Source organism: Lactiplantibacillus xiangfangensis, assembly GCF_001438845.1.
Taxonomy (GTDB): Bacteria; Bacillota; Bacilli; order Lactobacillales; family Lactobacillaceae; genus Lactiplantibacillus; species Lactiplantibacillus xiangfangensis.
The window spans coordinates 223456-244962 of record NZ_JQCL01000074.1 but is presented as its reverse complement, the minus strand read 5'-3'; the positions used below and the strand labels follow the sequence as shown (position 1 = coordinate 244962).

The 21507-nt window shown below is 47.4% G+C and carries 21 protein-coding genes and 1 tRNA gene; 21 read left to right on the top strand and 1 reads right to left on the bottom strand.

Features of this window, described 5'->3' with window-relative positions:
- Nucleotides 1–43 precede the first annotated feature (43 nt).
- From IV64_RS09130 to IV64_RS09030, 21 genes are all read left to right on the top strand, one after another.
- On the top strand, nt 44–478 hold the full coding sequence (locus tag IV64_RS09130) for a hypothetical protein (protein ID WP_057706937.1): 435 nt from the start codon (nt 44–46) through the stop codon (nt 476–478).
- Nucleotides 479–588: 110 nt separating this feature from the next.
- A complete protein-coding gene (locus IV64_RS09125) occupies nt 589–2760 on the top strand; it encodes a Tex family protein (RefSeq protein WP_057706955.1) in 2172 nt (723 codons plus the stop codon).
- Nucleotides 2753–3199 (top strand): SprT family protein, encoded by a 447-nt coding sequence (locus IV64_RS09120; RefSeq protein WP_057706936.1) that lies wholly within the window; start codon nt 2753–2755, stop codon nt 3197–3199. The genes IV64_RS09125 and IV64_RS09120 overlap by 8 nt, the downstream gene beginning before the upstream one ends.
- Nucleotides 3200–3268: 69 nt before the next feature.
- On the top strand, nt 3269–4555 hold the full coding sequence (locus IV64_RS09115; RefSeq protein ID WP_057706935.1) for a homoserine dehydrogenase: 1287 nt from the start codon (nt 3269–3271) through the stop codon (nt 4553–4555).
- Nucleotides 4556–4563: 8 nt separating this feature from the next.
- Complete coding sequence (gene thrB, locus IV64_RS09110; protein WP_057706934.1) at nt 4564–5439, top strand: homoserine kinase; 876 nt, start codon at nt 4564–4566, stop codon at nt 5437–5439.
- A 55-nt stretch (nt 5440–5494) separates the two neighbouring features.
- Nucleotides 5495–5578, top strand: a tRNA-Leu gene (locus tag IV64_RS09105).
- A 217-nt stretch (nt 5579–5795) separates the two neighbouring features.
- Nucleotides 5796–6626, top strand: coding sequence for a C39 family peptidase (locus IV64_RS09100; protein ID WP_338033757.1), 831 nt, complete (start codon nt 5796–5798; stop codon nt 6624–6626).
- A 290-nt stretch (nt 6627–6916) separates the two neighbouring features.
- A complete protein-coding gene (locus tag IV64_RS09095; protein ID WP_057706932.1) occupies nt 6917–7891 on the top strand; it encodes a mannose/fructose/sorbose PTS transporter subunit IIA in 975 nt (324 codons plus the stop codon).
- 30 nt (nt 7892–7921) lie between these two features.
- Nucleotides 7922–8731, top strand: a complete 810-nt coding sequence (locus IV64_RS09090; protein ID WP_057706931.1) for a PTS mannose/fructose/sorbose transporter subunit IIC — start codon at nt 7922–7924, stop codon at nt 8729–8731.
- Between the two features lie 18 nt (nt 8732–8749).
- Nucleotides 8750–9664 (top strand): PTS system mannose/fructose/sorbose family transporter subunit IID, encoded by a 915-nt coding sequence (locus tag IV64_RS09085; protein ID WP_057706930.1) that lies wholly within the window; start codon nt 8750–8752, stop codon nt 9662–9664.
- 147 nt (nt 9665–9811) lie between these two features.
- Nucleotides 9812–10195, top strand: a complete 384-nt coding sequence (locus IV64_RS09080; protein ID WP_057706929.1) for a DUF956 family protein — start codon at nt 9812–9814, stop codon at nt 10193–10195.
- A 188-nt stretch (nt 10196–10383) separates the two neighbouring features.
- The gene (locus IV64_RS09075) at nt 10384–13230 is read left to right on the top strand and encodes a sigma-54-dependent transcriptional regulator (RefSeq protein WP_057706928.1); all 2847 of its coding nucleotides are present in this window, start codon (nt 10384–10386) and stop codon (nt 13228–13230) included.
- A 68-nt stretch (nt 13231–13298) separates the two neighbouring features.
- Nucleotides 13299–13718, top strand: coding sequence for a PTS sugar transporter subunit IIA (locus IV64_RS09070; RefSeq protein ID WP_057706927.1), 420 nt, complete (start codon nt 13299–13301; stop codon nt 13716–13718).
- Nucleotides 13715–14230, top strand: a complete 516-nt coding sequence (locus IV64_RS09065) for a PTS sugar transporter subunit IIB (protein WP_057706926.1) — start codon at nt 13715–13717, stop codon at nt 14228–14230. The genes IV64_RS09070 and IV64_RS09065 overlap by 4 nt, the downstream gene beginning before the upstream one ends.
- 181 nt (nt 14231–14411) lie before the next feature.
- A complete protein-coding gene (locus IV64_RS09060; RefSeq protein ID WP_057706925.1) occupies nt 14412–15383 on the top strand; it encodes a ketoacyl-ACP synthase III in 972 nt (323 codons plus the stop codon).
- Nucleotides 15384–15393: 10 nt separating this feature from the next.
- The gene (locus IV64_RS09055; protein WP_057706924.1) at nt 15394–15783 is read left to right on the top strand and encodes an acetyl-CoA carboxylase biotin carboxyl carrier protein; all 390 of its coding nucleotides are present in this window, start codon (nt 15394–15396) and stop codon (nt 15781–15783) included.
- A gap of 2 nt (nt 15784–15785) precedes the next feature.
- Complete coding sequence (locus IV64_RS09050) at nt 15786–17108, top strand: acetyl-CoA carboxylase biotin carboxylase subunit (RefSeq protein ID WP_057706923.1); 1323 nt, start codon at nt 15786–15788, stop codon at nt 17106–17108.
- Nucleotides 17105–17902: an acetyl-CoA carboxylase carboxyltransferase subunit beta gene (locus IV64_RS09045; RefSeq protein ID WP_057706922.1), complete on the top strand. Its 798-nt coding sequence runs from the start codon at nt 17105–17107 to the stop codon at nt 17900–17902. The genes IV64_RS09050 and IV64_RS09045 overlap by 4 nt, the downstream gene beginning before the upstream one ends.
- Before the next feature lies 1 nt (nt 17903).
- A complete protein-coding gene (accA, locus tag IV64_RS09040; protein WP_057706921.1) occupies nt 17904–18677 on the top strand; it encodes a carboxyltransferase subunit alpha in 774 nt (257 codons plus the stop codon).
- Between the two features lie 246 nt (nt 18678–18923).
- Nucleotides 18924–19208, top strand: coding sequence for a LasU family protein (locus IV64_RS09035; protein ID WP_057706920.1), 285 nt, complete (start codon nt 18924–18926; stop codon nt 19206–19208).
- 14 nt (nt 19209–19222) lie between these two features.
- A complete protein-coding gene (locus tag IV64_RS09030; protein WP_057706919.1) occupies nt 19223–19819 on the top strand; it encodes an SdpI family protein in 597 nt (198 codons plus the stop codon).
- Between the two features lie 371 nt (nt 19820–20190).
- On the opposite strand, the gene IV64_RS09025 is transcribed toward IV64_RS09030, so the two are convergent.
- Nucleotides 20191–21378 (bottom strand): LCP family protein, encoded by a 1188-nt coding sequence (locus IV64_RS09025; RefSeq protein WP_057706918.1) that lies wholly within the window; start codon nt 21376–21378, stop codon nt 20191–20193.
- Nucleotides 21379–21507 lie beyond the last annotated feature (129 nt).

Here is a 21507-nt window from a genome sequence, read left to right as displayed (position 1 = left end):
GGTAGAATAAGGATAACTAAAAACAAAGAAAAGAGCTGTGAATATGCGTAAAGCAACGGTTCAGACTTACATGCCAGTATTATCTAAGGTGATTGAAAGTACGGAAAAGATGGGGGACCAATTAAACCCATTATTTGAAAAATTGCGTCAAGCTGTCGATGATAACGCAGTCGCACAAATGGTACCCGCTGAATTCAATGATATCCAGATGGAATTTAGCGACGGCACCGAACAGTACCAAAAGAATTTAGCACAATTGAAGAAAGCACAAGTGCCCGTTCGTTTGATTGGGCGTCACCGCAACTTATTAGCGGCCTATGAAACGTATACCAACGCTTGTGCCGCTATGACGGCTAGTTTAAACGTCGATGATCAAACCATTGACGTTGACACTTTCAACCAGGCGGAAAAGGATCAAGAAGCTGCCATGGAACGGGTCTCAGGTGATGTTCAACGAATCATGAACGTGGTGATGTAGCGTTCTTCATAAAGCTAACGACAAAAAAGGATCTGGTTTTTCCAGGTCCTTTTTGTCATCTTTACCGGGTATAATAGAAGGTATGAGTCTTAAAGAGATTGGGTGAAAAAATGGATAATCAAATTTTAACGTTAGTCAATCAGACACTGACCAAGTTTAAACCGCAACAGATCAAGGCCGTGTTAGGTTTGATGGACGAAGGCAATACCGTTCCCTTCATTGCACGTTACCGGAAAGAACGGACCGGCGAACTCGATGAAGTGGAAATTCGAGAAATTAAAGAAAACTACGATCGGTTGGCCAATTTACAAAGTCGCAAGGCGGACGTACTGAAACTGATCGATGAACAGGGGCAGTTAACGCCAGCGTTGACCGCAGCGATTAAAAAAGCAGCTAAACTGCAAGACGTGGAAGACCTATACTTACCGTACAAGCAAAAGCGGCGGACGAAGGCGACAATCGCCAAGGATGCCGGCTTAGAACCATTGGCCGCATGGTTACTGAAGTTCCCTAAGGATGGAATTCAAGAAAAGGCCCGTCAATTTGTGAATGCTGAAAAGGACGTGAATGACGCTACGGCTGCACTGGCTGGTGCACACGAGATTTTAGCGGAAGCGTTTAGTGACAACGCACAGTTACGTAACTGGATTCGTAACGATACACGGGATCACGGGATGTTGGTTGCAAAGGTAAAGCCTAAAGGGAAGGCGCTCGATGAACAGGGCGTCTACCAGCAGTATTACGACTTCACTAGCCCCATTAAGCAGCTAGTCTCGTACCGGGTACTAGCCCTCAACCGTGGGGAAAAGGAAAAGGTTTTGCGGGTTGGCATTCAAGTGGACCAAGCGGGCATTGACCGGTACTGTCATTTTCGCTTTGTTGGCCAGCACCAAGGACCAGCCGTGGCGTTGGTTGAAGCGGCCTATCAAGACGCTTATAAACGTTTTATTGGTCCGGCCATTGAGCGGGAACTGCGGAATGAATTAAGTGACGCGGCCGATGAACAGGCCATTAAAGTGTTTGGCGATAATTTATATCACTTATTGATGCAAGCACCGTTGAAGGGGCGGGTCGTATTAGGCTTCGATCCCGCTTACCGGACGGGGTGTAAATTAGCGGTCATGGATGCTAGCGGTAAGTTCTTAGATAAGTTAGTCATTTATCCGCATAAGCCAGCATCTCAGGCCAAGCGGGAAGCGGCAGCTGGTGAGTTTAAGGCGTTTATTGAAAAGTACCAAGTTGAAATGATTGCGATTGGTAACGGGACGGCTTCCCGTGAATCCGAAGAGTTCGTGGCTGAAGTCTTGAAAACGTTGAAACGGCCCGTTTACTACGTCATTGTAAATGAAGCCGGTGCGTCCGTTTATTCAGCGAGTGATAAGGCGCGACAGGAATTTCCAGAGCTCCACGTTGAACAGCGTAGTGCAATTAGTATTGGTCGCCGGTTGCAAGATCCGTTGGCTGAACTTATCAAGATCGATCCTAAGTCGGTTGGTGTGGGGCAGTACCAACACGATGTGCCCCAAAAGGAACTCAGTACCCAGTTGGATACGGTCATTGAAACGGCCGTGAACCAAGTCGGCGTTAATTTAAATACGGCGAGTTCTGAACTCTTAACTCACATCTCGGGGTTATCCAAAACGATTGCCACGAACGTTGTGGCGTTCCGGGATGAAAACGGCGAATTTGCCAGCCGGCCACAATTGAAGAAGGTTCCCCGATTAGGACCTAAGGCTTACGAGCAAGCGGTCGGGTTCCTCCGCATCATTGACGGGAAGAACGTATTTGATAACACGGATATTCATCCAGAAAGCTATCCAGCCGCCAAAGCGTTGTTAGCGGCGGCGGGACTAAAACCCGCTGATGTTGGGACGGATAAGGCACAACAGCTTAGCCAGTTAGATTTAGCCCGGTTAGCTGAAACGACCGGGGTGGGTCAATTAACGCTAAAAGACATCGTCAATAGTTTACAAAAACCTGGTCGGGATGTCCGGGACACGATGCCCGCACCGTTATTGCGGCAAGATGTTTTAAAGATGAGCGATTTAAAGCCGGGTATGCAGCTTCAAGGAACGGTCCGCAACGTCGTCGATTTCGGGGCCTTTGTGGATATAGGTGTTAAACAGGACGGCTTAGTGCACGTTTCTAAGTTGAGCCATAAGTTCTTAAAGGACCCACGCCGAGTCGTTGCGGTTGGTGATATCGTGACGGTCTGGGTCGAAAGTATCGATGAGCAGCGCCAGCGGATTGCCCTGACCATGGTGGCCCCAAGCGATGACTGATTTAGAACTTCAGCGTCTGGTGATGGCCATATCCGAGCAAGCATTTCGACAGCCGTTTCGTCACCGAGCTTACTTTAACGCGCGGTTACGTTCGACGGGTGGGCGTTATCAGTTAGAAAGTCATAGTATTGATATCAATCCTAAGATGCTGACGGATTTTGGAAAGGCAACGTTGATCGGTGTAATCAAGCACGAACTGTGTCACTATCACTTGCACTTAGCTCACCGGGGCTATCGTCACCGAGACGCCGACTTTAAGCAATTACTGGCTCAGGTCGGCGGATCACGCTATGCGCCAGCGCCTAAGCATCCAGCGAAACAAGCGTACCGGTACACGTATGTCTGCCAAAATTGCGGACAAGTGTATCGGCGCAAACGGCGAATGGATTTGACGCGCTATACGTGTGGACGGTGTCGGGGGCCAATCAAATTAGTCTGAAAAGGATTGCTTAACGACTGGGCTTTCGATAGAATGAGCTTAACTATTAAAAATAATGGAGGGTTTAGCATGGAAACGATTAAAATTGGGATTGTCGGACTGGGCACAGTTGGTACCGGCGTTGTAAAAATGTTACAAGCGCACCAAGAAAAGATCTCAGAAATCACCGGCCGCAAGCTGGAACTTGCTTGTGTGGTTGTCCACAACTTGAAAAAGCACGAACAAGTCGATTTAGGGGATGTCCAGTTGACCGACCAAATTGATACGTTGATATCTGACCCGTCCATTCAGATCATGGTCGAAGTGATGGGCTCGATTCACCCGGCGAAGGAATACATTACCCGAGCACTTCAAGCAGGTAAACACGTGGTCACGGCTAACAAGGATTTAATTGCGCAATATGGACGTGAACTCGTTCAGATTGCCCGTGAAAATCACCGCGACCTCTTTTACGAAGCTAGCGTTGCTGGTGGGATTCCTATTTTACGGACCATCGACAACAGTTTTGCAGCTGATAAGATCCAACGGGTGATGGGAATCGTCAACGGGACGACCAACTACATCATGACGCAAATGCTGACCAAAAATTGGTCCTATGAACAGGCATTGAGCTCGGCACAGGACTTGGGGTTTGCTGAAACGGATCCGACAAACGACGTTGAAGGGCTGGATGCGGCCTATAAGATGATTATTTTGACGCAATTTGCTTTTGGGATGAGTTTGTCCATGGATCACGTCCACGTTCAAGGGATTACCAACATTAGTCCTGAAGACATTCGGGAAGCAAACCAATTAGGATACACCATTAAATTATTAGGCATCGCGGAAGAAATCGATGACCGGATTGCCGTCTCGGTCGGTCCCGTCCTCGTTTCTGACCACCATCCTTTAGCAACGGTGCAAAATGAAAATAATGCCGTCATGGTTACGGGGACGGCCGTTGGGGATACGATGTTCTACGGCCCAGGCGCCGGTGAACTACCAACGGCGAACAGTGTCTTAAGTGACATCACCACCGTTGCCAAGAATATTGCGTTGAACACGACTGGGAATACGTTTAATTCGTACCGACAAGAAACCGTGTTAGCCGCACCGGAAGACGTTGTGTACCCACACTTTATCGCGTTAAAGATGCGTGACGTTCCCGGGATGATGATGAAGTTGACTGCAATTATGACTAAGGCGGAAGTTTCATTTAGCCGGATCATTCAAAACCAGTTAAGCGATGGTAACGCGCGGGTCGTCATCATTACCCATGCCATGAACGATCAACAGTTGGCCGAGATTACGGCGGCAATTGGTGAGCAGGACAATATGCGTTTGTTGGCCAGTTATAAAGTTTTGAAGAATGCGTAGGTGAGCACATGTTAACAATTTCAGTCCCTGCAACTTCAGCTAACTTAGGCCCAGGTTTTGATTCGATTGGGCTTGCGTTAGACATGCAATTAACGTTGCAAGTCTTGCAACCCAGCGATCATTGGCAGATTGATCATCCGTTTGGTGATGAAGTACCAACGGACGAACGAAATTTAATTATTAAAACGGCGCTGACTTTGGCGCCCGATTTAAAGCCCCAACATTTACAAGTGGATTCAAAGATCCCACTGGCACGGGGATTGGGAAGCAGTTCGACGGCCATCGTCGCGGGCTTAGCTTTAGCTAACGAATTGAGTGGTCAGCAGCGGTCGTTAGATGAACTGTTGGTCGTAGCAACCCAGCTAGAAGGGCATCCGGATAACGTGGCGCCCGCAATCTTTGGTGGGTTGGTCGTTTCAACGGCGGTCGAACAACAGGTGCACGCGGTCAAATTACCGTTACCAAGTCTTTTTGCTAGTGTCTACGTGCCTAACGAAGAGTTGTTGACGTCAGTAAGTCGTGAGGCTTTGCCAGCAAACTTACCGTTTAAACAGGCGATTGCGGGCAGTAGTGTGGCCAACACCTTAGTCGCGGCCTTAGCGACCCAGAACTGGGAAGTGGCGTTACCGTTACTAGAAGCGGATCAATTCCACGAGCAGTACCGAGCTAAATTGGTGCCAGCGTTAGCAACGATTCGGAAGACGGCCCACCAGCTGGGAATCGTGGGCACGTATTTGAGTGGCGCTGGCCCAACGATTGTCACGCTGGGTGATTACGGGCAGTTAAACGAGCTACAACAGAAATTACAAACGAATTCGACGTTAACGGGGCAATATCACTTGCTACCGGTGGATGCGGCTGGTTTAAAAGTTCAAAAATCTTGAATTAGACTTGTCAGACTCACAAAATTTTGGTATGATGTTTTTTGTGAGTTATGATGCGGCCATGGCGGAATTGGCAGACGCGCAAGATTAAGGATCTTGTCGGGGCAACTCGGTGGAAGTTCGAATCTTCTTGGCCGCACTAGCGAATAACAAAAGTAGTCGGTATTGAGACGTGCAAGCGTTGATGTATCGGCTATTTTTTTGCGCTTAGCATTTATGGCGCCAGGTATGGCCCTGATCCGTTGATTAAAATCAGCGTTTTTTTTACTTTTATCCCACCGTTTCCAGCATTATAATGAAACTGCTTAAATATTCTGAAAAGAAAGTGGGTTGAAACATTGAACAGATGCGGCGGAATCTTGGCCGGACTCATTGGGTTAGGTCTTGGTTGGCAAGCCAGTCAACCAGTTCAGGCGGCGACGACTTATCCAATCACGGGGATTCAGGTCGTTTCAAAGCAAACGTACCGCGCTAATAATCTGAACGGTCTAGCCTATCATTTAACGGTGCAACGGGGACACCGGGCCAAATTACGAGTAAACCTTCACTTAAAACGGCACCCTCAAACCGTTTGGACGCGTTCAGAGCAGGCTGACATTGTCCGCAACGGTAAGAAGCAACGTTACTACTATATTAGTAATGGAACTAAGCAAAGTGGTTGGGTTTTGGCGAGTGATTTAAAACCCGTGACCCCGGCAGCGGTCCGGTTAGCAGTGCCCCTAATTAGTCAATTACCGGAGTTACCGACGGGGTGTGAAATGACGGCGACGACCATGATGCTACAATATACGGGTGTTAAAATCGATAAAATGAAATTTGCGACCGTGGTTCCACGCAGTTCGGACCCAAACAGTGGGTTTGTCGGTGATCCAACTAGCAGCATGGGGGTGGGACTTTACATCTATCCTCAAGGGCTGTTAGCAACCGTCCGGCAATATCTTCCCACGGCAGTCAACCTAAGTGGGATGAGCTTATCCCAACTAAAAGCCCAACTGGCTAAGCGTCATCCGGTGGTCGTGTGGGTGACCGGATTAGATGGTTTTGCGAGTCATACGGTAACCATGACTGGCTATCAAGCAAACCAATTATTTTATAATGATCCGTGGACTGGAAGGCGAGAAACAATCAGTAATCAGGATTTTGACGCTATTTGGCAACAAAATGGCCGCCGAGCGCTCAGTTATTAAGTGCATCAGTCAAAAAGGTTAAGAAAGTGCAGTGTTTCGTAAGTTAGTATTAAAAACACGCTATTTGATACACAAATTGAACAAACTAATACTGTATCATAATTGTGTATCGGTCTAAAAGGCCGAAATAACGGTAATTTGTTTTTAGTGTATTTTGGCACGGAAGTTGCATATATATTAGTGAGGGCAAAAAAGATTGCGCTTTCAGTATCAAACAAAACCGTTACGGGCTATTTAGATATTATTTATTCGTTTTATTATGACTGTAACGAAAAATAGGAGGTACAAGGATGGTAAGCATTATCATTGCTAGTCACGGCGAATTCGCTAAAGGCATTTTTCAATCTGGTTCAATGATTTTCGGCGAACAAGAAAACGTTCAACCGGTTACGTTGATGCCTAGCGAAGGTCCTGATGACATCAAGGCTAAGTTGGAAAAAGCCATTGCTTCTTTCGACGATCAAGACCAAGTCTTATTCTTAGTTGACCTTTGGGGCGGAACTCCGTTTAACCAAGTCAACGGACTGTTCGAAGCACATAAGGACACATGGGCGATTGTTGCTGGTTTGAACTTGCCAATGTTGATTGAAGCCTACGCTTCACGGCTTTCGATGAACTCGGCTCACGAAATTGCAACCCACATCATTGAAACGGCTAAGGACGGGGTTAAAGTTCGTCCAGAAGCCTTAGCGCCTAAGGAAGAAAAGGCAGCCGCTGCAGCTCCTAGCGCAAACAATGCGGGTCGTCCTGGGTCACTCGAATACGGGTTGGCACGGATCGACTCACGGTTATTGCATGGGCAAGTTGCCACTGCCTGGAGCAAGACTGTCAATCCAACGCGGATTATCGTTGTTTCAGATAACGTTGCTAAGGACGAATTACGTTCTAGCATGATCAAGCAGGCTGCACCTGCCGGAATCAAAGCGCACGTTATCCCAATCAAACAAATGATTAAGATTGCTAAGGATGACAAGCATTTCGGTGGTCAGAAAGCCTTACTATTATTTGAAACACCAGAAGATGCTTTGACTGCTATCGAGGGTGGGGTTCCAATTAAGACCTTGAACATCGGGTCAATGGCTCACTCAGTTGGTAAAGTTCAACCAAACAAGGTTTTGGCTTTCAGCCAAGAAGATATCGATACTTACAAGAAGTTGGAAGCTGACGGCATTGAATTTGACGTTCGTAAAGTCCCAACTGATGGTAAGGACAACATGGATAACATCTTGAAAAAAGCACAAAACATGTTGAACGAACAAAAATAGATTATCAGAAGAAAAATGGAGGATTAAATCATGACTTTGAATTTTATTCAAGTGATTCTAGTCGTACTGGTCTCATTTTTAGCTGGTATGGAAGGTATTTTGGATGAATTCCATTTCCATCAACCAGTTATTGCATGTACGTTAATCGGTTTAGTAACCGGCCAATTAGTACCATGCATGATTTTAGGTGGTTCACTACAAATGATCGCCTTAGGTTGGGCTAACATCGGTGCCGCTGTTGCACCCGATGCTGCTTTAGCCGCAATTGCATCTGCAATTATTTTAGTTTTAGGTGGCCAAGGCCGTGCCGGAGTTTCTTCCGCCATTGCGATCGCCGTTCCTTTAGCTGTTGCCGGTTTATTATTAACCATTCTTGCTCGTACTTTAGCAACTATCATCGTCCATGTTATGGACCGTGCTGCTGAAGAAGGTAGCTTTACTAAGATTGATATTTGGCAATGGATCGCTATCTGCATGCAAGGTTTACGGATTGCCATTCCAGCCGCTGCTATCTTAGCCGTTGGTGCTGGCCCCGTTAAAGCAATGTTAAACTCAATGCCTTCATGGTTGACTGATGGTTTGTCAATCGGTGGTGGTATGGTTGTTGCCGTTGGGTATGCGATGGTTATCAACATGATGGCTTCTCGTGAAATGTGGCCATTCTTTGCATTAGGTTTCGTCTTAGCCGCTGTTAGTGAAATCACTTTGATTGGTTTAGGTGCTATCGGTGTATCATTAGCCTTAGTTTACTTACACCTTGAAAAGAGTGGTAATTCTGGCAATGGTGGTGGTGGTGCCAATACTGGTGATCCAGTTGGCGACATCATCGACAAGTATTAATGAAGGAGGAAACTAATAATGGCTGATCAAGTTAAATTAACAAAAACCGATCGTCGGCGCGTTTGGTGGCGTTCAACGTTCCTCCAAGGTTCATGGAACTACGAACGTATGCAAAACGGTGGCTGGGCTTATTCCTTAATTCCAGCATTAAAGAAATTATATACAACTAAAGAAGACCGTGCCGCTGCTTTGAAGCGTCACTTGGAATTCTTCAACACTCATCCATACGTGGCTTCACCAGTTATTGGTGTTACCTTAGCGCTTGAAGAAGAACGTGCCAATGGGGCTCCCATTGATGACGTTACGATTCAAGGGGTTAAAGTTGGGATGATGGGTCCACTGGCTGGTGTTGGTGACCCTGTGTTCTGGTACACGGTTAAGCCAATTGTTGGGGCCTTAGCGGCTTCACTTGCTATGGCTGGTAATATCATGGGACCAATCCTGTATTTCGTTGTTTGGAACGCTATCCGGATGGGCTTCATGTGGTACACTCAGGAATTCGGTTATAAAGCCGGTTCTAAGATTACCGAAGACTTATCTGGTGGTATTTTACAAGACATTACTAAGGGTGCTTCGATCTTAGGGATGTTCATCTTAGCTGCCTTAATTGAACGGTGGGTTAACGTGGACTTCAGTCCGGTCAAGGTTTCGACCATCAAGCAATCTAAGGGTGCGTTCATCGACTGGGCTAACTTGCCTTCAGGTGGTGAAGGAATCAAGAAGGCTTTAGTTGAACAAAAAGCTGGTCTTTCACTCGACAAGTACAAGGTAACGACCTTACAAGATAACTTAAACACTTTGATTCCTGGGTTAGCTGCCTTACTCTTGACCTTCTTATGCATGTGGTTACTCAAGAAGAAAGTTTCACCAATCATCATCATTCTTGGCCTCTTCGTATTTGGGGTTGTAATGCACGTTATTGGTGTGATGTAATCAATGGTTTTTAAATCTGAGTCGTAGGCTTAGGTGAAAAAGGATGGACTCATGGAGTTCATCCTTTTTCGTAATAGTGGTTTTGCATCGGCGGCGCTTGCGCCGTATAATCGGTGTAATCAATAAAAGAAATGGAGTTTTAAATAAATGGTTCAATCACTCAATCACAAAGTTGATTTGGTCATGGATGCAAACTCCCACATGGGATTAACCGATTATGGCAAAATTATGGTCGGCGACAAGGGGTTTGAGTTCTATGATGATCGTAACGTTAAAAACTATATCCAGATTCCTTGGGATGAAGTTGATCGGGTTGTTGTTTCGGTAATGTTTGGCGGGAAGTGGATTCCACGTTTTGCCTTTAAGACAAAGAAAAACGGGCTGTTTACTTTCTCATCTAAGGATCCTAAGCGGGTATTACGGGCTGTCCGTAAGTACATTAAACCAGATCGAATCGTCAAATCGCTAACGTTTTTCCAAGTTTTACGTCGTTCGTTTAAACGTAAAGATAAAGACGACTATTTAAAGTGAATCAATCGGATGAATAAACTATTAGATCTTGGTCTAATAGTTTATTTTTTTGTGATACTGAAACCGTTGTCAATTAGAGCTGATTCTCAAGAATATTGATAGTGTGTCAATACACTCTGTGGTAAGATTAAACACAACTGAAGTTATAGATTTAAACTGATACGCTGTGAAGTAAAGGAGTGGCGAAGTTGACCAGAAAAGCACGGATATTTGACTATCTCTGTCAGCATAGTGATGCGAAGGGATTAACCACCGAAGCGGTGGCCAACGCTTTGATGTTAGCTCGATCCAATGTCAGTAAAGAATTAAATGCACTGGTGCGAGAGGGCCAGCTGGATAAGTTAAGTGGCCGGCCAGTGCACTACGTACAGGCGTCTGCCGCGGTATCAAACGTGGTTGAACCGGTGACTGCCGCTGTAGCGAATGCTGGAAAGAATAGCGCTTCTCAGAAGAGGCAAGGTGTCGTTCAATCGCCGAAGCCGGACATCTTCAATAGTATGATTGGGTCCCATGAAAGCCTGTCAAATCAAGTCGAACAGGCCAAGGCCGCAATTTTATATCCACCGCGGGGATTGAACACGTTGATCATTGGGCCGACGGGTTCCGGGAAGACGTACTTTGCAAACGCCATGTATCGTTTTGCGGAGGGCAACGATGTTCTGACGAATGCTCAGGGATTAATCACGTTTAATTGCGCGGACTACGCCCATAACCCAGAATTATTGATGTCACACCTGTTTGGCTATGTTAAAGGGTCCTTTACGGGGGCTAATGAAGATAAGGATGGGCTGATTCAGGAAGCGGATGGCGGCATGCTCTTCCTCGATGAAGTTCACCGGCTACCACCGGAAGGTCAAGAGATGATCTTTTACTTTATGGATCACGGGACCTATTCGCGCTTAGGGGAAACGTCAAAGAATCACCACGCCAACGTTCGGTTAGTCTGTGCCACGACCGAAGATCCGGAGAGTACGTTGCTACAGACCTTCGTTCGGCGGATTCCGATTACAATCCAATTACCGGCGTTTAACAATCGCTCGGCGCAGGAACGGTTAGAATTACTTAAGGCTTTATTATCACTGGAAGCCAACCGGATTAATAAACAAATTAAACTGACTGAAGACGTCGTTCAGGCGTTACTCGGTTCCGTAACGTTTGGGAACGTCGGTCAGTTAAAGTCAAACATCCAGTTAGTCTGTGCCCAAGGTTTTGTGAATAGCCTTGAAAACGATAGTGAAATCAACATCACCATGGATGATCTCCCACAAAACATTCGTAGCGGACTCATGACGGTGGCGTCCAATCGCCATGAGCTAGGGGCCATTTCAGAACTATTGGATCCAATCTTAACCGTCAAGCCTAACGATGGGCCGACACCCATGCGTAATAAGAACGATAACTATGAGTTACCGTATAATTTATATGAAATTATTGGGGATAAAGCGTCCCTATTGCGGCGTGAGGGACTCGATAAGGAACACATTAATCGGTTTATCACGACGGATATCAATTTACACCTGAAGTCGTTTTATAAGCAGACCCAGATGGAAGTTTCACCCGAAAACAAGTTAGCGGAAATTGTTGACCAAGACGTTATTGACTTTACGAAGACGGCCCAAGCAACGATTCAAGAAATGCTCGGTTACAACTTTAAGGACAACTTCATTTATGCGGTTAGTTTGCACGTCAGTTCGTTCATCAAGCGTATTCAGGCGGGCAAACCGATGCGGCAGATGAGTTCTGATATGCTGGCCATGGTCAAAGAATATCCGGCTGAAATCAAGGCGGCCGAAGTCTTGAAGCAGGGACTAGAAGAACGCTACCACCTGCCAATTCCACAATCAGAAGTTTATTATTTAGCCATTTTGTTGATTTCTTTAAAATCCATGCAACTCAATGGCAAAGTCGGCGTGTTAGTCGCAGCGCACGGAATGAGTACGGCGTCATCGATGGCCCAAGTGGTGGGGCAATTACTGGATGACTACGATGTACGCGCCTTTGACATGCCGCTGGATATGGACCCAACCGTTGCTTACACGCACATAAAGAAACAAGTTCAGACGCTGGATGCTGGTAACGGCGTCCTGCTGTTAGTGGACATGGGGTCGTTGACAACGTTTGGTGAACGGATTCAATCCGAAACGGGGATTGCCATTCGAACGATTGATATGGTTACCACCCCGGTCGTTTTGGAAGCTGTTCGGAAAGCTAGCTTAATTGATAGTGATTTAGATTCGATTTATCAGGAGTTGGTCGGTTTTAAGGGGTACTCACGGATTTCACGGAACCTGCCAACCGAAGATCAGAAAAAGTCGGTTAAACCAGCGGCTGCCACGGATAATACGGCGCAACGTGCAATTGTGGCGATTTGTGCAACGGGCGTTGGGACCGCTGAACGAATCAAGTCGATCTTAGATAGTTTGCTTGCGCAGAACTTCATTGAAGGCATCACGGTCTTTCCGATTTCCGTCGTTAACATGACGACTCGAATCAAGCAGATCGGACAAAACTATCAGATCATTGCGGCGACTGGCATTACGCAGCCGGCCTTGGACGTTCCGTTTATTTCGCTTGAAGAACTGCTACAGGGTGGTGGCGAGAAGTTTATTGACCAATTGGCAATGGGCATTGATTCGCCTCAGAGTAACGTGGTCGAAAGCCAAGCGTTAACGCCTGAATTATGTGAACGTTACTTGGGCGACTACTTTACGTTTTTGAATCCCCATAAACTAATTAGCTTGCTGTGGCAGTATAGCGAAACGATTGAAGCGAGTCTTGCAAACGATATGAGCAATGCTTTTCGGATTGATCTCATCATGCACCTCGCTGGGGCACTTGAACGAACGGCAATTAAGGACGAGATTACGGCACCGACTGAGGAGCTACCCAGTGTGATGGCTTCCAAGTGGTACCCAGTGGTCCAAAAAGCCAATCAGCAAATCAGTGATCAGCTCCAGCTCACGTTTTCGGATGCTGAAAATTACTACATTGTGCAATTATTAGAAACGCATCAGGCGCAGGTGGTAGCTAGTTGATACACTAATTGGCACGTTTCTTGCATGTTATTCCTATGAATGGGTTAAATCAAAAGGAGGAGATTTTCGTGTTAGCATTTGTCGTAGTCAGTCATGGTAAATTTGCTCAAGGGGTAGTGGACTCTTCCTACATGATTTTTGGACCACAGGAGAAAGTTCAAGTTGTGACCTTCCAGTTGGATGAAGAACCTGAAGATTTAAGTAAAAGTCTAGCAGCGGCGGTTGCTCGTTTTGATGCCGATGATCAAGTCTTGTTTTTAGTCGATTTATGGGGAGGCTCACCGTTCAACGCGGCGAGTCGAATCGTTGCCGAACACGTTGATCGGATGGGGTTAATTACTGGTTTGAACCTGCCGATGCTGATTGAAGCCTATACGGTGCGGGACAAACCATTGAACGAAGTGATTGCGCACTTGGAAGAAACCGGTAAGATTGGGATTAAACACCTCGATTTACTTCAAGATAGCGAGAAAGATGAGATACTATGACGATGGAAATCCGCTTAGCCCGGATTGACAGTCGCCTACTACACGGTCAGGTTGCGACCGTTTGGACTAGAAGTGTGAACCCGAACCGCATTTTAGTGGTGTCGGATACGGTTGCGCAGGATACGTTACGCAAGATGTTGATTGTCCAGGCCACGCCGCCGGGGGTCAAGGCGAATGTCATCACGGTTGATAAAATGATTGAAATATATCGAAATCCGTTATTTGACGGGGTCAAACCATTAGTGTTAACGGACACGCCACAAAATATGGCCCGGCTAGTTGCGGGTGGAATTGATTTTAGCGCGACCGGGGTAGACATTGGGAGTTTAGCTTATACGGCTGGGATGGTCATGGTGACCAACGCGATTGCGGTCGGTCCAGCTGAAGCCGATGCGCTGTATAAGATTCATGCCGCGGGCCTACCAATTTTTGCCCAGAAAGTGCCGACGGATAAGAAAGTCGACGTCATGCCATTGCTAACTAAGAATGGCTTTGAAGCCCCCGTTAATTAGTTAAGTGAGCAGTGATTGCTGACCGTTATACCGGTTGGTGTCACTGTTTTATTTATTACGGGGATCGAATATAAGGATTTGCCTAAAAAAGCGGTCGCTGGCTTTGACCAATGGGGTTTTATTGATAAAATTAATATAATTGATTTGATAACGAGATAGAAAGTAACGGGGAATAAATAAAATGTCAACTTATACAAAAATCACGGCGATGGGACAGTACGTTCCCGAACGGGTCGTTGATAACGATGAATTAGCGACAATCATGGATACTAGTGATGAGTGGATTCAGGCGCATACGGGAATTAAGACCCGGCACTTTGCCATGGATCAAGAAAATACGTCGGATTTAGCCACTCAAGTTGCGCACCAATTGTTGACCAAAAGTGGCGTGGTCGCAACCGATATTGACCTCATTATCGTGACGACGATCACGCCAGACGCGTTAACACCGGCTACCGCTTGTATCGTTCAGGCCAACATTGGTGCCGATAACGCCTTTGCGTTTGATATGAGTGCCGCTTGCGCGGGCTTTACGTTTGGTTTGGCAACGGCTGATAAATTCATCCGGAGCGGTCAGTATCAGAATGTGATGGTGATTAGTGCCGAAGTGAATTCCAAGATGATGGACTTTCAAGACCGGACCGCCGCGGTGTTCTTTGGCGATGGTGCTGGTGGCGCGTTGCTGCAAGCGACGGAAAACGCTAACGAAAATAGTCTATTAGCGGAAAAATTGCAGACCCAGGGGAATGCGGAAGTCATTCACTCTGGCCGTGTGCGCCCGCTGACTAAGGTTGCCGCTAGCAACTATCCACAAACCGATGCCTTTTATCAAAATGGTCGCGAAGTCTTTCAGTTTGCAACTAACGTGGTTCCCGAACAGATGAAGACGTTGTTGCGGACGGCGAACGTTCAACCAAGTGAGTTACAATACGTTATTTGTCACCAAGCGAACTTGCGGATCATTGAAAAGATTGCGGCTAACTTAGCGTTACCAATGACCAAGTTTCCACATAACGTTGAACGGCTGGGCAACACGTCTTCAGCGGGTGTAGCGATGGCCTTGGCGGAAGCCTTTGATCACATGACCGGGCCGACGCTGTTGACCGCTTTTGGTGGTGGCTTGGCCTATGGTTCTGTTTTGATCAAAAAGTAGGGGTGCAACTATGGAATTAAAAGATTTAGACCGACTAGTCGAAAAGTATGCGCGTGAAGGGTACCAACAGATCCGGGTCAAAGCTGGCGAACTCGAAATTGAAGTCACGAAGTCGCTTGGGACGCCTAACGGTACGGGACAGTCGCCGGCACCAGCAACTAGTGCGGACAATCTTGAGGTTAGTGTTAAAAGCCCGATGGTGGGTGTTGTTCACTTAGCCAGTGATTTGAAAGTCGGCCAGACCGTTACAGCGGGTCAGGAGCTTGGTCAGATTGAGAGTATGAAGTTATTTAATCCGTTAACGAGTCCCGTTGCGGGCCAATTAACGGCCGTTTTAGTGGCGGATGATACGGCGGTCGAATTTGAACAACCGCTATTTACAGTGCGAAAGGACCGGTAAGTATGTTTCGCAAGCTTTTAATTGCCAACCGCGGGGAGATTGCCGTTCGAATCATTAAGGCCTGCCGGGAACTAAATATTCAAACGGTCGCGGTCTGCTCTACGGCTGATCGGGGCGCTTGGTATACGCAGCTTGCCGACGAGGTGGTCTGCATCGGCCCGGCCGCGGCGAGTGCGTCGTACCTAAACGCCGAAGCAATTTTAATGGCGGCCCTGAACACTCATGCAGATGCGATTCATCCTGGTTACGGTTTTTTGTCGGAAAATGCCGAGTTTGCTGAGATGTGTGCCGAGTGCGGTATTACGTGGATTGGACCACAGACGGTTCAGATCAAGCTCATGGGTGATAAATCGCGTGCTAAGGATTTTGCGCGCAAGCAGGGGGTGCCCGTTCTATCTGGGCATTCACTCCAAGGACTTGGATGGACCAGCATTAAGCCCCTGGCGCAACGACTGGGCTTTCCATTAGTCTTAAAAGCGAGTCATGGTGGCGGCGGTAAGGGCATCCGCGTGATTGCGGACGTCAAAAAACTCCATCAGCAGTTACGAACGGCGCGTCAAGAAGCCGTTGCGTCTTTTTTAGATGATTCAATGTACTTAGAACACTACCTTAACCGCGCCCGACACATTGAAGTGCAAGTGCTCGGAACGGCGACGGGGTTGCTGATTTTAGGCGATCGGGACTGCAGTTTGCAGTTACACAAACAAAAAGTGATCGAAGAGAGTCCGGCTAGCATTTTATCGACTGAGCAGCGCCAGAAGTTGTATCAGTTAACGCGCCAATTACTCGCTGGGACGCACTACCAAAGCTTAGGGACGGTTGAATTCTTATTCTCAAATGGCCGTTTTTACTTTATGGAAATGAATACCCGGTTGCAAGTTGAACACGGTGTGACCGAGTTAACAACGGGCATCGACATCGTGCAGGCGCAAATCAAGCAAGCTGCGGGACTGCCCATTGAAGTTGACGCAAATGTCGGCTTACATCCCCAGTGTACGGCGATTGAAGCACGGATTACGGCGACACTACCGATTCGACAAACTAAGATTGAACGGTTGGACTGGTCACCCGATGTCCGTGTTGACACCGGTTATCGGGTGGGGGACCACCTGGTAACGATGTATGACGGGCTGATTGCTAAGTTAATGGTCACGGGACCGACGCGTCAGGTTGCGGTTCAAAATTTGCAACGGGCGTTAGACGCGGTTCAGTTAGTTGGTCCAGAAACCGACCTAGCTTTTTTGCGGGCAACGGTTGCCCGTCCTGAATATGAACGTGACCAGTATTCGATTCACAGCTTAGGTCGTTGGGAGGCTGAAAAATGACGCATTATCCAAAGACGGGAACGTGGACGACGTGCGTCGCTTGCGGTCGCCACGTTCACCACAGCCAGTGGGGGCCGTTTCGGCAATGTCCGTACTGCAAACATTGGCAACGACTAACCGCACAACAACGCATTGATCTGTTAGTTGATGCGGCTAGTTTTCAACCGTTACCGATGCCCGAACGACCTGTGAATGCGCTGCATTTTCCCGCGTATGACCAAAAATTGGCACGAGCACAGGAACGTACGATGTCGACTGAAGCGGTTGTGACCGGTGTTGCGACGATTGATCAGCACCCGGCCGTCATAGCCGTCATGGATAGTTATTTCATGATGGGAACGTTGAACACGGTCGTGACGCGGCGCATCGTGGCCGCAAGCCAAGTTGCCCGGAAACGGCGATTGCCATTGATCCTCGTCACAACTTCGGGCGGTGCCCGCATGCAAGAGGGGGACTACGCGTTAGTCGGGATGAATTTAGTTTTGGCAGAGCTCGCTCGCTTAGCCGCAGTACCATTACCGTTGATTACAGTATTGACCGATCCGACCATGGGTGGCGTGTCGGCAAGCTTCGCCTTCAAGGGTGACGTCGTTGTGGCAGAGGCCGGTGCTAAGATTGGCTTTGCCGGCGCCCGGGTAATCCAGCAGACGATGCCGGTCGACTTACCCGCAGATTTTCAAACGGCGGAAAGTTTATTTGAACACGGGATGTTAGATGCGGTCGTTGCCCGACCACAACTCTCCCAATACTTAGCGACCGTTTTGGCGAGCTATGATCTGAAGGGGGACCATTAGCATGGATGAACGATTGAAGCGACTCCGGGCTGCGGACCGAATTAGTGCGCCGACGATTATCAGGGCGTTACTCCCGACCATGGTGCGCCAACGTGGGGACCGGCTACTAGGCCAAGACGCCGCGTTGACGGCCGGATTTGGACAAACGGCGACTGGTCAGCGGTTAGCCGTTTTGGGCGTTGACCGGGGGAACGATCTCGCCAGTCGGCGCAGTAAAAATGGTGGGGCGTTGACGGTTCCTGGTTACCGAACGGCGTTACGGGTGGTTCAGCACGCACAAAAGTTTGGGATGCCAGTTGTTAGTCTGATCAACATGCCGGGTGCGGATGCCAGTCCAGTGTCGGAACGGTTTGGTCAGAGCCAAGCGATTGCCGATTTGATTGCGGCAACGGGACAGTTACCGGTTCCTAATTTAGTGATCTTTCTCGGCGAAGGGCATAGTGGCGGTGCGTTAGGTTTTGCCAACGCTAACCGGATTATGATGCTAGACGACGCGTTATTTAACGTGGCGTCACCCGAAGCCGTGGCCGCCATTTTGCACGGGCAACAGACCGTTAGCGATGCGATTGACCTGTTACCCATGACGGCGACGGACTTGGCTGAACGCGGGTTAGTCGACCAAGTGGTGTCGCACGAAACACCGAAGTTGGTGGATACGCTGATCAGCTTGATTGAAACGCAATTGCAGGATTTGAGTCAGTGGGACGGGCTTGCACTGATTGCCCAGCGAGAAGCCAAATTTCAACATTTTTTGGATACTTGGCCGATCAATTAAAGTGAATAAAACTGATAAAACCACGCACAAAAGCTGAGCTGTTTTTGTGCGTGGTTTTGAGTAGCTAGTTGCGGTTTGATTGCTAAGTGCCCAAACAAAATTATCGGCACGGAGGTTGCATCAAAGCGTCGTATACTGAGATTAAACGGTGGAACTTAGTCAGTCGGGTGGGCAAATGGTCGTCAACGCAGTCCTGCTATGGTATCTTTAGCTTGGGTAAGGCTAAAAATTTAGGGGGACAAAGCAATGCGAAAAATTGGTGCGGTTTTGCCGACGTGGGTATTTTTAGGAACGTTAATTATGGGATTTTGTATCAGTACAACCCAGCCAATAGTTGGTCATAATTGGGTGGCGGCTAGCACGGTTGGCTTAGGGATTTATCCAATCATCGTTATCTTTATTGCGTGTATGGCAAAAACGGTTAGCGGGGTCAAGACGTATTCCCGCAGTGAGAAGTGGTTTTACGGTTACTTGCTAGGTGTAGCTATCCTGACTGTTTTAGGTGCAATATACTTCATGGCGCATAACTGAAAAGTGGTGGTCTCATGTCAAGCATTGAAAAATGGCGCTGGCGTGCGCTAGTTTTATCCGGTTTAAATAGTTTGATGCTAGTCTGGTTGTGGCTCCCGAAACCTGTGGGATGGCGACAACTTCATTTGACGCTTGAAGTCTTGGCTGTAGTGACAATCGCGTATATCCTTTCCTTGGTAACACCATTTATCGCAGCCGCGACTTATCATTGGACGGCCTGGCAAGTCGCGGAGCACTGGGCGCTGGCGTGGTTTATTTATAGTGGTCTGGCAATTTTGGGACCCATTGGATTAAAAATGTCATCCCAAGGTGCGTTGGGTGGCTTAGTAATCAGTTTTGTAGGGATCCTATGCGTGGATGCACCGCAAAACGGCGTACTTGGATTTCGGGTTCCTTGGACGTATCGCTCGCCAATCATTTGGCGTAAAACCAACGTGTTAGGTGGGTGGTTATTTTTTGCCAGCGGTGTATTCTGTCTGATTATGAGTAGTTGGTGGCCAACGGCGGCGTTACCGGTAGTTCTGATCAGTATCATATTGCCAGGGGCTTCAGCCGTGGTCTGGTATTCGTATTGGCTGGAGCATCACCCTAATCATTTAACTAAAGGGTGAAAAGTCTAAACTTACGGTCAACACCGTAATAGTAATGATAATAATTCCGTCCGACTGCACTCAAATTAGTTTTACAGTTGTTATTATTGTCGAATGTTCGGAGACTGCCACTGATGGCATCAATCGAGAAAGTGGCCTTGCCTGCTCTTCAGGCTAGGTCCAGTCCCACGAACATGTGTCATCAGTGGTAACCGAAATAGCTTACAAGTTGTTAATTTTTATTGATTAGATACTGATACAATAATTAATACTTAAATTGGGTCTTCAACTGTTAGTATAGACAAAAAATACCCGTTCAGAAATATTTTGCTATTTCTGAACGGGTATTTGAGTTTTAGACGTCTAATTGTGGTCTAGTTCGTTTAGTCAGTTTAATACCGTGTGTCCTTTGTCGTTGTCGCATCCTGCGTTGTGGTACTGTCAGTAGTAGTTTGTTGCGTGCTACTCTGCGTGGCATCCGTGGTCGTGCTAGCCGAATCGGAACTGTCGGAGCTACTGCCACTACCAGTAGTGACTGAAGCGGTATCCGTAAAGTCAGCTTCAGAGATACTGCTGGTTGAAAGTTGCAACTGGGTCCGTAATTCCTTAGAAATCTTGTAGCGTTGGGAAGCCGAAGCAACTTGGTAAGAAAGACCGTTGATCGTGGCATCCGTTCCTTGTAACGTATAAGTCTTTGCATGGTGAGACGCGTTCTTATACTTCGTATCTAAAGTGACCATGTCGTTCCAAGTCAAATCAGTCCGCATGTTGTTAGAGAGTTGCTTCGTAATTTTTTCAATGTTAGCGATTGAGCCTAGTGAGTTAGATTGACTAACCATCGCCATGATAATCTGGCGTTGGCGTTTCTGTCGACCGTAGTCACCGAGTGGATCACTGTAACGCATCCGGGAGTAATCAAGGGCCGCCGCACCGCTTAACTTTGTTTTCACACCTTTTTTAACGTTAACGTGACCGTATTTAAAGGTCATCTTTGGCGTAATGGTCACACCACCCATCGCGTTGATGATCTGTTTTAAACCACCCATGTTGATTAGGGCGTAGAAATCAATCGGAACGTTAACCAGTTTTTCAACGGATTTAACGGCACCGCTCGCGCCGCCAATCGTATAGGCCGCGTTGATCTTCTGTGACTGACCATCGATCATCACTTGCGTATCACGAGGGATACTAGTCAGTGACATGCTTTCTTTTTTAGGATTGATGGTTGCAATGATCATCGTATCCGTTCTGGCTGAGAAATCTTTGCCTCGTCCCAAGGCCCCCGTATCAGTCCCTAACAGAAGGATTGAAAACGGCTTGCCCTGTTTAATGACGGCGTCGACGTTCCGGGATTTAGAAGCCCCAGTTGCTTGAAACGTGGTATTCATTGTATCTTTAGCGGCGTTCCAAGTCTTTGTTCCCCAGTAAGCACCGGCGACTAAGAGTACGCCTAAGGCAATTAGCAAGCCGACTAACCAAGTCCGTTGCTTGTGTGGTTTTAAATGTGGATTGCGTTGTTGTTGCTGCCGATAGCGCCGCTCGCGGGGCCCCATCCCATTATCGTTATTATTTTCTGACATAATCGTTCCTCATCATTTCGTATTTTCACCAATTCTATTCTAGGACGGATAGCAGACTTTTGGTCTGAAAAACGGCTGACTTAATAAGATTTTAACAATCAACTGGTCAATAAATGAACCATATCAGTC

Bases quoted from the DNA above. Each gene is read 5' to 3' on its own strand.
- IV64_RS09085 (WP_057706930.1), top strand. From the start codon at position 8,750: ATGGCTGATCAAGTTAAATTAACAAAAACCGATCGTCGGCGCGTTTGG.
- IV64_RS09080 (WP_057706929.1), top strand. From the start codon at position 9,812: ATGGTTCAATCACTCAATCACAAAGTTGATTTGGTCATGGATGCAAAC.
- IV64_RS09060 (WP_057706925.1), top strand. From the start codon at position 14,412: ATGTCAACTTATACAAAAATCACGGCGATGGGACAGTACGTTCCCGAA.
- accA (WP_057706921.1), top strand. From the start codon at position 17,904: ATGGATGAACGATTGAAGCGACTCCGGGCTGCGGACCGAATTAGTGCG.
- IV64_RS09030 (WP_057706919.1), top strand. From the start codon at position 19,223: ATGTCAAGCATTGAAAAATGGCGCTGGCGTGCGCTAGTTTTATCCGGT.
- IV64_RS09095 (WP_057706932.1), top strand. From the start codon at position 6,917: ATGGTAAGCATTATCATTGCTAGTCACGGCGAATTCGCTAAAGGCATT.
- IV64_RS09025 (WP_057706918.1), bottom strand. From the start codon at position 21,378: ATGTCAGAAAATAATAACGATAATGGGATGGGGCCCCGCGAGCGGCGC.
- IV64_RS09125 (WP_057706955.1), top strand. From the start codon at position 589: ATGGATAATCAAATTTTAACGTTAGTCAATCAGACACTGACCAAGTTT.
- IV64_RS09115 (WP_057706935.1), top strand. From the start codon at position 3,269: ATGGAAACGATTAAAATTGGGATTGTCGGACTGGGCACAGTTGGTACC.
- thrB (WP_057706934.1), top strand. From the start codon at position 4,564: ATGTTAACAATTTCAGTCCCTGCAACTTCAGCTAACTTAGGCCCAGGT.
- IV64_RS09065 (WP_057706926.1), top strand. From the start codon at position 13,715: ATGACGATGGAAATCCGCTTAGCCCGGATTGACAGTCGCCTACTACAC.
- IV64_RS09090 (WP_057706931.1), top strand. From the start codon at position 7,922: ATGACTTTGAATTTTATTCAAGTGATTCTAGTCGTACTGGTCTCATTT.
- IV64_RS09130 (WP_057706937.1), top strand. From the start codon at position 44: ATGCGTAAAGCAACGGTTCAGACTTACATGCCAGTATTATCTAAGGTG.
- IV64_RS09045 (WP_057706922.1), top strand. From the start codon at position 17,105: ATGACGCATTATCCAAAGACGGGAACGTGGACGACGTGCGTCGCTTGC.
- IV64_RS09120 (WP_057706936.1), top strand. From the start codon at position 2,753: ATGACTGATTTAGAACTTCAGCGTCTGGTGATGGCCATATCCGAGCAA.
- IV64_RS09050 (WP_057706923.1), top strand. From the start codon at position 15,786: ATGTTTCGCAAGCTTTTAATTGCCAACCGCGGGGAGATTGCCGTTCGA.
- IV64_RS09035 (WP_057706920.1), top strand. From the start codon at position 18,924: ATGCGAAAAATTGGTGCGGTTTTGCCGACGTGGGTATTTTTAGGAACG.
- IV64_RS09055 (WP_057706924.1), top strand. From the start codon at position 15,394: ATGGAATTAAAAGATTTAGACCGACTAGTCGAAAAGTATGCGCGTGAA.